The organism is Gordonia sp. NPDC003429 (assembly GCF_053588575.1).
Window position 1 is genome coordinate 66,328 of sequence record NZ_JBSFQF010000018.1, and the last position, 10,646, is coordinate 76,973.

Genomic DNA, 10,646 nt, shown 5'->3' on the forward strand with positions numbered 1-10,646 from the left:
ACGTTATCGGACATGGCAGCCCGCATGTCCGACCTCGCTCCGCAGGTGGGGCTGATCGAGACACCCGCACTGGCCCAGGTGGTGGTTCGCACCGCCGAACCCGGCACGGTCGCCGCACTCGGGTTGCCCCCGGTGTGCGCGCTCCGACGCACCCGAGGACGCACGGTCATCTGGCTCGGACCCGACGAGTGGCTGCTGACCGCCACCGACCACACCGGTCCGCAACTTCTCCACGACATCGAATCCCGCTGCACCGGGAGCAGTTACGCCCTCGATGTCTCCGGACAGCGCACCCGGTTGGAGCTCACCGGCCCCCATGCCGCCACCATCCTCGGGCACGGCTGCGCCATCGACCTGTCCCCGCAGGCCTTCGGCTCCGACAGGGCGGTCAGCACGCTTCTCGCCGAGGCCGGTGTGCTCCTGCACCGATTGCACGAATCCTCCGACAGCACAGACGGGTTCGCCATTCTGGTGCGCAGTTCGTTCGCTCACTACCTCGCCGAGTGGCTCATCGACGCGGCCACCGAGTACACCCACACCGCAGAGGACCTCCCATGACCCACCCCAAAGTCGTCATCGTCGGCGCCGGCATCGTCGGTTCCTCGCTGGCGGACGAACTCACCGCCCGCGGCTGCACGGACGTCACCGTCCTCGACCGCGGACCGCTGTTCGCCACCGGTGGTTCCACCTCGCACGCACCGGGACTCGTGTTCGCCACCAACCCGTCGAGGACGATGACCGAACTCGCCACCTACACCATCGAGAAGTTCTCGTCGCTCGAGCATCCCGACGGCTGGTGCTTCAATCCGGTCGGCGGCCTGGAGGTGGCCACCACCGAGCAGCGCTGGGATGACCTGCACCGCAAGGCGGGATGGGCCGCCTCCCGCGGTGTGAACCACGAACTCCTCTTACCGGCCGAATGTGCCGCGCTGTACCCGATCCTCGATCCGGACTGCCTCGTCGGAGGCCTGCACACCCCGGACGACGGACTGGCCAAGGCGCTGCGCGCCGTGGAAGCCCAGGCCCGCAGAGCCATGTCACGGGGAGCCGTGTTCCGGCCACACACCGATGTTGTCGATGTCGTCGAATCGGGTGGCCGGGTCAGCGGCGTCCGCACCTCCACCGGCATCGTCGATGCCGACATCGTGGTGTGCTGCACCGGTTTCTGGGGCCGCGAGTTCGGTCGGCGCGTGGGCCTGACCATCCCGCTGGTACCGATGGCCCACCAGTACGCCATCACCACCCCGCTCGAGTCCCGTACCGGTATCAACTCCCCGCTCTCCGAGGCGTCGTTGCCCATCCTGCGCCACCAGGATCACGACCTCTACTACCGCGAGCACGGTGACCGCATCGGCATCGGCTACTACGGACACCGTCCGATGCCCGCGGACGTCTCCGCACTCGATCCCACCGTCTCCGCCCTTGCGATGCCGTCCAAACTCACGTTCACACCCGAGGACTTCGACGAGGCGTGGGCCCAAACCACCACGCTTCTACCCGAACTCGGCAACGGGAAGGTCGAAGAGGGGTTCAACGGCATCTTCTCCTTCACCCCCGACGGCCACTCCATCATGGGTGAACACCGGGAACTGCCCGGCTTTTGGGTCGCCGAAGCGGTGTGGGTGACGCATTCGGCCGGCGTGGCGCGCACCATGGCCGAGTGGATCATCGACGGCACCCCGGGCGTCGACGTGCACGAGACCGATCTCTACCGCTTCGAGGACGCCGCCCTCACCGACGACTTCATCCTCACCACCAGCTCGCAGTCGTTCGTCGAGGTCTACGACATCATCCACCCGCATGACCAGCGACGGGCGCCGCGCGAACTGCGTACCAGTCCGTTTCACGACCGTGCGGCCGCCGCGGGCGCCGTCTTCTGGGAGGCCGGGCTCTGGGAACGGCCCGCGTGGTTCGAATCGAATGCCGCCGTCCTCGACGAGCTGCTCGCCGACGGTCTGTCGATTCCCGAGCGAGACTCGTGGTCGGCGCGGCACTGGTCGCCGATCGCGGTGGCCGAGGCCGTCTGGACGCGCCGGAACGTCGCCATGTACGACATGACGCCGCTGACCCGCTTCGAACTGGCCGGACCGGGTGCACTCGAACTGCTGCAGCACCTCACCACCAACAACCTCGACAAGTCGGTGGGATCGGTGACCTACACACTGATACTCGACGAAAAGGGCGGTGTTCGTTCCGATCTCACCATCGCCCGCCTTGCTGACGACGTGTTCCAGATCGGCGCCAACGGGCCGGTCGACTTCGACTGGATCGCAAGGCATCTCGGCACCGCGTCGGCACCGGTCACGCTTCGCGACATCACCGGCGCCACCTGCTGCGTCGGATTGTGGGGTCCGCTCGCACGAAAGGTTTTGGCGCCGCTCACGCCCGCCGACCTCACCAACAACGGACTCAAGTACTTCCGTAGCCTGTCCACCACCGTCGGATCCATCCCGGTCACCCTGATGCGGGTCTCCTACGTCGGTGAACTCGGTTGGGAGATCTACACCAGCGCCGACCACGGACGCGCCCTGTGGGATCTGCTCGCCGCCGCGGGCGCCGAACACCGCATCATTCCCGCGGGCCGGATCGCGTTCAACAGTCTGCGCATCGAAAAGGGGTACCGTTCGGCGGGCGTCGACATGACCACCGAACACACCCCCGACGCCGCCGGACTCGGTTTCGCCGTCCGCATGAACAAGGCCGAGTTCATCGGCAAGGAAGCGCTGTCGGACCGGGAGAACCCGATGACGCTACGCACCCTCCGCTTCACCGACCCGGCATCCGTGGTTCTCGGCAAGGAACCGGTGTGCATCGACGGCGAGGTGGCCGGCTACGTCACCAGCGCCGGGTGGTCGCCGACCGTCGGCGCCTGCCTGGCCTACGCGTGGCTACCCGCCGACACACCCGTCGGCACCTCTGTTTCGGTCGACTACCTGCGGTTTTCGTACGACGCCGAGATCGTTTCCACTCCCGTCGTCGATCCCGACATGAGTCGCATCCGCGGTTGAACCCCCCGAACCGGTGCACAGCGGCCAAACGGTTCGGGGATACTGCAAAGACGTCCACAAGCTGTAAGAGGTGAAACCGATGAGCATTTCCGCATCAGATCGCCTGCGCCCGAGGCTCGACCCCGTCGTCTTCGGGGTCACCGCGGCGCTGGTGATCGCCTTCCTGGTCTGGGGTCTGGTGGCGCCCGACAACCTCTCCTCCGTCGGCAGCACCGTGCTGAATTGGATCACCGGAAATCTGGGCTGGCTGTTCATCCTGTCGGCAACGGGATTCGTGATCTTCGCGATCTTCCTTGCCATCAGCAAGTACGGGCGCATTCCGCTGGGCAAGGACGGTGAGGCGCCGGAATATCGCACGGTCAGCTGGATCGCCATGATGTTCAGCGCCGGCATGGGAATCGGACTGATGTTCTTCGGCTCCTACGAGCCGCTGTTCCACTATGTCGAGGCACCACCGGGAATGTCCGCCCACGACGTGCAGGCGGCCATGGCCACCACCATGTTCCACTGGGGATTTCATCCCTGGGCGATGTATGCCGTGGTGGGTCTCGCCATCGCCTACAGCACCTACCGGCTGGGCCGCAATCAGCTGATGAGTTCGGTATTCGAACCGCTCCTGGGCAGCTCGGCGCACGGTGCGGGCGGCAAGGTGATCGACATCCTCGCGATCTTCGCCACCCTGTTCGGCACCGTGGCCTCGCTGGGACTCGGTGCGCTGCAGATCGGTTCGGGTCTCAACAAGGTGGGCTGGGTCAACAATCCGGGCACCCTGTTGCTCGTCGCGATCATCGCGATCCTCACCGCCGCGTTCGTCGCGTCGGCGGTGTCGGGAATCGCCAAGGGAATCCAGTGGCTGTCCAACATCAACATGGTGCTCGCGCTCATCCTGGCAGTGTTCGTCTTCGTGGTCGGCCCCACCGTGTTCATCCTCAACCTGCTGCCCACCACCCTCGGTGCGTACGCCAACGACGTCACCTCGTTCTCGGCACGCTCGTCGGCCACGGTCGACGCCGACGGTGAGAGCTGGCTGGCCGGGTGGACCATCTTCTACTGGGCGTGGTGGGTGTCGTGGACACCGTTCGTCGGCATGTTCCTGGCCAAGATCTCCAGGGGCCGCACCATCCGCGAGTTCGTGATCGGGGTGATGGTGGTGCCGACCACCGTGTCGCTGCTGTGGTTCTGCATCTTCGGCGGCACCGCGATCCGGCAGAACATGGACGGCATCCTGCCCTTCGACCCGAGTACCAGCGCCAGCGAAAGCACCCTGTTCGACGTGCTGGGGCACATGCCGTGGACGGGTGTGGCATCGGCCCTGGTGATGATCCTGGTCGCCATCTTCTTCGTCTCCGGTGCCGACTCCGCGTCGCTGGTCATGGGCACCCTGTCGCAGCGCGGTGCGCACGAACCCACACGACTGGTCACCGTGTTCTGGGGCGTATGTACCGGCGCGGTGGCCGCGGTGCTGCTCGCCATCAGCGGTGACGACGGCCTCAACGGGATCAAGCAGATGGCCATCATCGCCGCGCTCCCGTTCGTCCTGGTGATGATCGGCATGTGCGTGTCGTTGTACCTGGATCTGCGTCGCGACCCGCTGATCGTGGCGCGCGGCAAGCTCTTCCAGCAGGTCGACCGCCACATTCGTGAGGAGGCCGTGCGCATCGAGACCGGCGAGTTCGAGGCCATCAGCCCCAACGGTGACGCCCCCACCTCCCCGGCCGGCAGGGAACGGTCCCTCGGCGGACAACAATGACCGGCTTCGAGAGCCCGCTGATCGGCGCGGCTCACCTCTACGTCGACGGCCGGTGGCGCACCGCCTCCGACGACGGTCGTCGTGAACTGATCAATCCGGCGACCGGTGAGGTCCTCACCACCGTCGACGAGGCGACTCCGCACGATGCCACGGCCGCGGTGGCCGCGGCCCGCGCGGCCTTTGACGACGGGGCGTGGCCGGCCACCCCGGTCGCCGAACGTGCGGCGCTGTTGCGCCGGATCGCCGATCTGCTGGTCCGCGACAAGGAGGAGTTGTCCCGGATCGAAACCCTCGACACCGGGAAGACGTTGACGGAGAGCGAGATCGACATCGACGACGTGGAGTCGGTGTTCCGGTATTACGCCGCGCAGATCGAAACCTCCGCCGATCGGGTCGTCGATGTCGGCAACCCGGCGGTCATCAGCCGCGTGGTGCGGGAGCCGATCGGCGTATGCGTTCTGATCGCGCCGTGGAACTATCCGCTGCTGCAGATGTCGTGGAAGATCGCTCCGGCACTCGCCGCCGGGTGCACCATGGTGGCCAAGCCCAGCGAGGTGACCCCGCTGTCGACCATCGCGTTCGTCCGGTTGTGCGAGGAGGCCGGTGTGCCGCCCGGCGTGCTCAACCTGGTGCAGGGATCGGGTGCGTCGCTCGGCGCCGCCCTCACCGACACCCCGGAGGTCGACTTCATCTCGTTCACCGGCGGATTGGCCACCGGCACCATCATTTCCCGCACCGCCGCCGCCCACGTCACCAAGGTGGCCGTCGAACTCGGCGGCAAGAACCCGCACATCGTATTTCCCGACGCCGACTGGGAGTCGTCGGTCGATCAGGTGCTCACCGGGGTCTTCCTGCACTCAGGTCAGGTGTGCTCGTCGGGGACGCGACTCATCGTGCACACCTCGATCGCCGACCGTTTCGTCGACGCGCTGGTGGAGCGGGCCGGAAGGATCGTGATGGGCGATGGTCTCGACTCGGCCAGCAAGACCGGCCCGCTGGTGTCGCAGGCCCAGCTGGACAAGATGCACCACTACGTGAAGATCGCGCTCGACGAAGGTGCCGTACTCCGCTGCGGCGGAGACCGTCCCGATCGCCCCCACCTACATCCGGGTGGCTACTACTTCGCGCCGACCATCTTCGACCGGTGCGACGCGACGATGCAGATCGTGCAGGACGAGACGTTCGGCCCGATCCTCACCGTCGAACGATTCGACACCGAGGATCAAGCCCTCGCCCTGGGCAACGACACCTCTTACGGCCTGGCCGCCGCCGTGCGCACGTCCGACGCTGCGCTCGGCGAACGTATGGTCCGCGGCCTGCGGCACGGCACGGTGTGGCTCAACGACTTCGGCTACTACACGCCCGCCGCAGAGTGGGGCGGATTCGGCAAGTCCGGAAACGGTCGCGAACTCGGACCGACCGGTCTCGCGGAATATCAAGAAACCAAACACATCTGGCACAACACCGCGCCGTCGGCGTCGCAGTGGTTCACCACCGACTGACCACGAGAAGAGGAACGATGGCCACCGACCCGACTCCGAGGGCTTCTGCCGAGACCGACGGTCTCGAAGACTTCGGATACAAGCAGTCCCTCGACCGCAGCATCGGCAAGTTCGCCAGCTTCGCCGCGGGCGTCAGCTACATCTCCATCCTGACCGGCACCTTTCAGCTGTTCTACTTCGGATTCGGCACCGCCGGACCGGCCTACCTGTGGTCGTGGCCGATGGTGTTCGTCGGACAGCTCTGCGTCGCACTGTGTTTCATGGAACTCGCCGCGAAGTACCCAGTGGCCGGTTCGGTCTACAACTGGGCCAAACGACTCGGCACACAACTCGTCGGCTGGTCGGCGGGCTGGCTGATGCTCACCGCATCGATCGTCACCCTCTCGGCGGTGGTGCTGGCGCTGCAGCTCAACCTGCCACGACTGTGGAGCGGTTTCCAGATCTACGGCGACATCAACGATCCCACCGATTACGCTGTCAACGCCGTCATCCTGGGTGCGATCCTGGTGGCCATCACCACCGCCATCAACGCGTGGAGCGTGCGGCTGATGGCGCTGATCAACAGCGTCGGAGTGTTCGTGGAACTCATCGCCGCGGTGCTGATCGCGATCATCTTGGCCTTCAACATCACCCGTGGCCCGCAGGTGTTCTTCTCCACCAACGGTTATGGGGCCGGCGAGAGCGGCGGCTACCTCGGCGCCTTCCTCATCGCCTCCCTCGCATCGGGCTACGTGATGTACGGCTTCGACACCGCCAGCTCACTCGGTGAGGAGACCGTCGAACCCCGACGCACCGCTCCCAAGGCCATCCTGCGCGCCATCCTCGCCTCGTTCGTGATCGGCGGAGCCATTCTCGTGTTCGCGATCATGGCAGCGCCCAACCTCGACGATCCCAAACTCGGCCAGCCCGACGGCAGCCTGCAGTACATCGTGGAGAGTGTGATGTGGGGGCCGGCGAGCAAGGTGTTCCTCGTCGCGATCGTGGTGGCGGTGTTCGTGTGTTCGCTCGCGGTGCACACCGCCGCCATCCGGCTGATGTTCGCGATGGCCCGCGACAACGCGCTGCCGTTCGGCGAGCACCTCGCCAAAGTGGACACCAAACGGCAGACCCCGGTGATCCCCGCATTCGTCATCGGCATCCTCGCGGTGCTGATCCTGGTGATCAACATCGACCAGCCGAAGATCTTCACCGTGCTCACGTCGATCGCGATCATCATGATCTATCTGGCCTATCTGATGGTCACGGCACCGATGCTGCTCAAGCGATTCCGCGGCCAATGGCCACCCGCCGACCTCGCCCCCGGCGGCTACTTCACCATGGGCCGATGGGGAACGTTCGTCAACGTCGTCGCGGTGGTCTGGGGAATCGCGATGGCGCTCAACCTCGCCTGGCCGCGCGCCGCCGTCTACGGCACCCCCTGGTACAACACGTGGGGCGCGTTCGTCTACATCGGCGTGATCCTCGGACTCGGCCTGCTCTGGTATTTCACCGTGGGACGCCGCAACATCGGGACACTCGCCTCGCACGCGCACGCACCGTCGCCGGCGGACACACTGGGCGGGGGACTCTGAAATGGCCGCCTACGACTACGTCATCGCCGGTGGCGGCACCGCCGGATGTGTTCTGGCGGCGCGACTGTCGGAAGACCCCGACACCACAGTGTGCCTGGTGGAGGCCGGACCGTCCGACGTCGACGACCCCGCCATCCTGGTGCTCGCAGACTGGATGCACCTGCTCGACTCCGGCTACGACTGGGATTACCCGGTGGAGCCACAGGAGCACGGCAACAGCTTCCTGCGTCACGCCCGGGCGAAGGTGCTCGGCGGCTGCTCCTCGCACAACTCGTGCATCGCGTTCTGGCCGCTGGCACAAGGCCTGCGGGACTGGGAGGCCGCCGGCGCCACGGGTTGGGGACCCGAGGGGGTGCTTCCGTACGTCGCGCGGGTGGAGAACAACGTGGCCGACGGCACCTATCAGGGCTATCCCCACGGGCACGACGGCCCGGTGCGCCTAAGGGATGTGCCTCCCGATGATCCTTGTGGCCGTGCGGTTCTCGACGCCGCTGCCAAGGTCGGTCTGCCCACGGTGCAGTTCAACCGCGGCGATTGGCACCTCAACGCCGCCGGGTGGCTGCAGATCAACGCCAACGAGGCGGGCGAACGGATGTCCTCGTCGCACGCCTACCTGCATCCGCTCCTGGGATCGCGGCCCAATCTGACCGTCCTCACCGACAGTTGGATCAGCGAGATCCTCATCGACGACCTGCGCGCGACGGGGGTGCGTTATCTGCGACCCGACCTCACCGGGTACGACACCGTCGAGGCGAGACGCGAGGTGATCGTCACCGCCGGCGCCATCGACACCCCGAAACTGTTGATGCTCAGCGGTATCGGTCCCGCCGATCACCTGCGTGAGGTGGGGATCGAGGTGCGTGTCGACGCGCCCGGTGTTGGCGCCAACCTCGACGACCACGTCGAGGGGCTGGTCTTCTGGGAGGCGTCACGGCCGATGGTCACCGAGTCGACCCAGTGGTGGGAGATCGGCCTGTTCGCCACCACCCGCGACGGACTCGATCACTCCGACCTGATGATGCATTACGGCAGCGTGCCGTTCGACATGAACACCCTGCGCTGGGGCTATCCGACCACCGAGAACGGCTTCTGCCTGACACCCAATGTGACGCAGGGTCTCTCACGCGGCACCGTCCGGCTTCGGTCGCGTGACTTCCGCGACCGCCCCAAGGTGGATCCGCGGTACTTCACCGACGCCGACGGCCACGACGAGCAGGTGATGCTCGCCGGCATCAAACTTGCGCGAGAGATCGGCGCGCAGGCCTCGCTCACCGACTGGGTGGCGCGCGAACTGGCCCCCGGCCCGGATGCGGTCACCGACGACGAACTGATCGACTACATCCACAAGACGCACAACACCGTCTACCACCCGGCCGCCACCGCGAAGATGGGGGCCGTCTCCGACCCCATGGCAGTCCTCGATCCTTCGCTGCGTGTGAAGGGCGTGAAGGGATTACGCGTGGTGGACGCGTCCGCCATGCCCAAGCTGCCGGTGATCAATCCGAACATCACGGTGATGACCATGGCCGAGAAACTCGCGGACATGATGCGGTCGGGTCACTGATGCCGAGTACGGTGACGGGCACGATGACCGACATTCCAGAACCGGACAAATCTGCAGGCACCGCGGTGCAGTCCGTCGATCGCGCGCTGCAGATCATGGAGCTCATCGCCGAGACCGGCAGTGCCGGGATCACCGACATGTCGGTGCGGCTCGGCGTGCACAAGTCGACCGTCTCCCGCATCGTCGCCTCCCTCGAAGCGCGTGGATTCGTCGAGCAGATTCCCGGTGGCCGGCAGTACCGGATCGGTTTCACCATCGTCCGTCTCGCCGGATCGACCACGGCAACAATGGATCTCACCAAGCTCGGCCAGGACATCTGCACCGCGTTGGCCGAGGAGACCGGGGAGACCACCAATCTCGCGGTACTCAGTGGCGCCGAGGCGATCAACGTGGTCGAGGCGTTGGGTCCGTCGAGCGTCGCACTGCAGACGTGGGTCGGCCAGGCCTCGCCGGCGCATGCCACGTCGTCGGGGAAGGTTCTGCTGGCCGGACTGACTGAACCGGCGTTGCGGGCAATGTATAGCGATGGACTGAAGCGGTACACCGATCACACCATCACCGATCTCGACGAATTGGTGGCCGACGTCGCACTGACCGCCGAACGCGGCTGGGCCGTCGCCGACGAAGAACTCGAGGTGGGCCTGGTGGCGATCGCCGCACCCGTGCGCGATCACACCAAGGGTGTCATCTCCGCGCTCAGCATCTCCGGCCCGCGCTACCGCCTCGACCCCGCCCACGCCCCCGATATCGCCCCCGCCGTGGTCGCTGCCGCCGACCAACTCAGCCGCCGCTTCGGCTACCGCCCCTGACGTCCCCCCGCTGGTTGAGCTGCCACCCCGCTGGTTGAGCCTGTCGAAACCACCCCGCCGGTTGAGCCCGCCACCCCGCCGGCTGAGCTGCCACCCGCTGGTTGAGCCTGTCGAAACCACCCCGCCGGCTGAGCTGCCACCCGCTGGTTGAGCCTGTCGAAACCACCCCGCCGGTTGAGCCCACCACTCCGCCGGCTGCGCCCGCCACTCCGCCGGTTGAGCCCGCCACCCCGCTGGTTGAGCTGTCACTCCGCTGGTTGAGCCTGTCGAAACCACCCCGCCGGTTGAGCCGTCACCCCGCTGGTTGAGCCTGTCGAAACCACCCCGCCGGCTGAGCTGCCACCCCGTGAACCGTCCTGGATCGGATGGAGACCTGGTTTAGGCCACCTCCGCTTTGGAGGCGACGGTGTCACGGTAGCGCGTCTCGTATTCGATGGGTGGG

7 protein-coding genes are annotated in these 10,646 nt (G+C 66.4%); all 7 read left to right on the top strand.

The window, feature by feature from the left end:
* Nucleotides 1-12: 12 nt before the first annotated feature.
* The 7 genes from ACWDSI_RS17830 to ACWDSI_RS17860 all read left to right on the top strand — a co-directional run bounded on the left by ACWDSI_RS17830 (nt 13) and on the right by ACWDSI_RS17860 (nt 10,204).
* Nucleotides 13-558, top strand: coding sequence for a sarcosine oxidase subunit gamma (locus ACWDSI_RS17830; RefSeq protein WP_449757325.1), 546 nt, complete (start codon nt 13-15; stop codon nt 556-558).
* Nucleotides 555-3,008, top strand: a complete 2,454-nt coding sequence (locus tag ACWDSI_RS17835) for a GcvT family protein (RefSeq protein WP_449757326.1) — start codon at nt 555-557, stop codon at nt 3,006-3,008. The genes ACWDSI_RS17830 and ACWDSI_RS17835 overlap by 4 nt, the downstream gene beginning before the upstream one ends.
* Before the next feature lie 79 nt (nt 3,009-3,087).
* On the top strand, nt 3,088-4,758 hold the full coding sequence (locus tag ACWDSI_RS17840; RefSeq protein WP_449748414.1) for a BCCT family transporter: 1,671 nt from the start codon (nt 3,088-3,090) through the stop codon (nt 4,756-4,758).
* Nucleotides 4,755-6,260, top strand: a complete 1,506-nt coding sequence (locus ACWDSI_RS17845; RefSeq protein ID WP_449757327.1) for an aldehyde dehydrogenase family protein — start codon at nt 4,755-4,757, stop codon at nt 6,258-6,260. Before ACWDSI_RS17840 ends, ACWDSI_RS17845 begins: the two co-directional genes overlap by 4 nt.
* A gap of 17 nt (nt 6,261-6,277) precedes the next feature.
* A complete protein-coding gene (locus ACWDSI_RS17850; RefSeq protein ID WP_449748416.1) occupies nt 6,278-7,831 on the top strand; it encodes an APC family permease in 1,554 nt (517 codons plus the stop codon).
* Nucleotide 7,832: 1 nt separating this feature from the next.
* On the top strand, nt 7,833-9,395 hold the full coding sequence (locus ACWDSI_RS17855) for a GMC family oxidoreductase (RefSeq protein WP_449757328.1): 1,563 nt from the start codon (nt 7,833-7,835) through the stop codon (nt 9,393-9,395).
* A gap of 23 nt (nt 9,396-9,418) precedes the next feature.
* Complete coding sequence (locus ACWDSI_RS17860; RefSeq protein WP_449757329.1) at nt 9,419-10,204, top strand: IclR family transcriptional regulator; 786 nt, start codon at nt 9,419-9,421, stop codon at nt 10,202-10,204.
* Nucleotides 10,205-10,646: the final 442 nt, after the last annotated feature.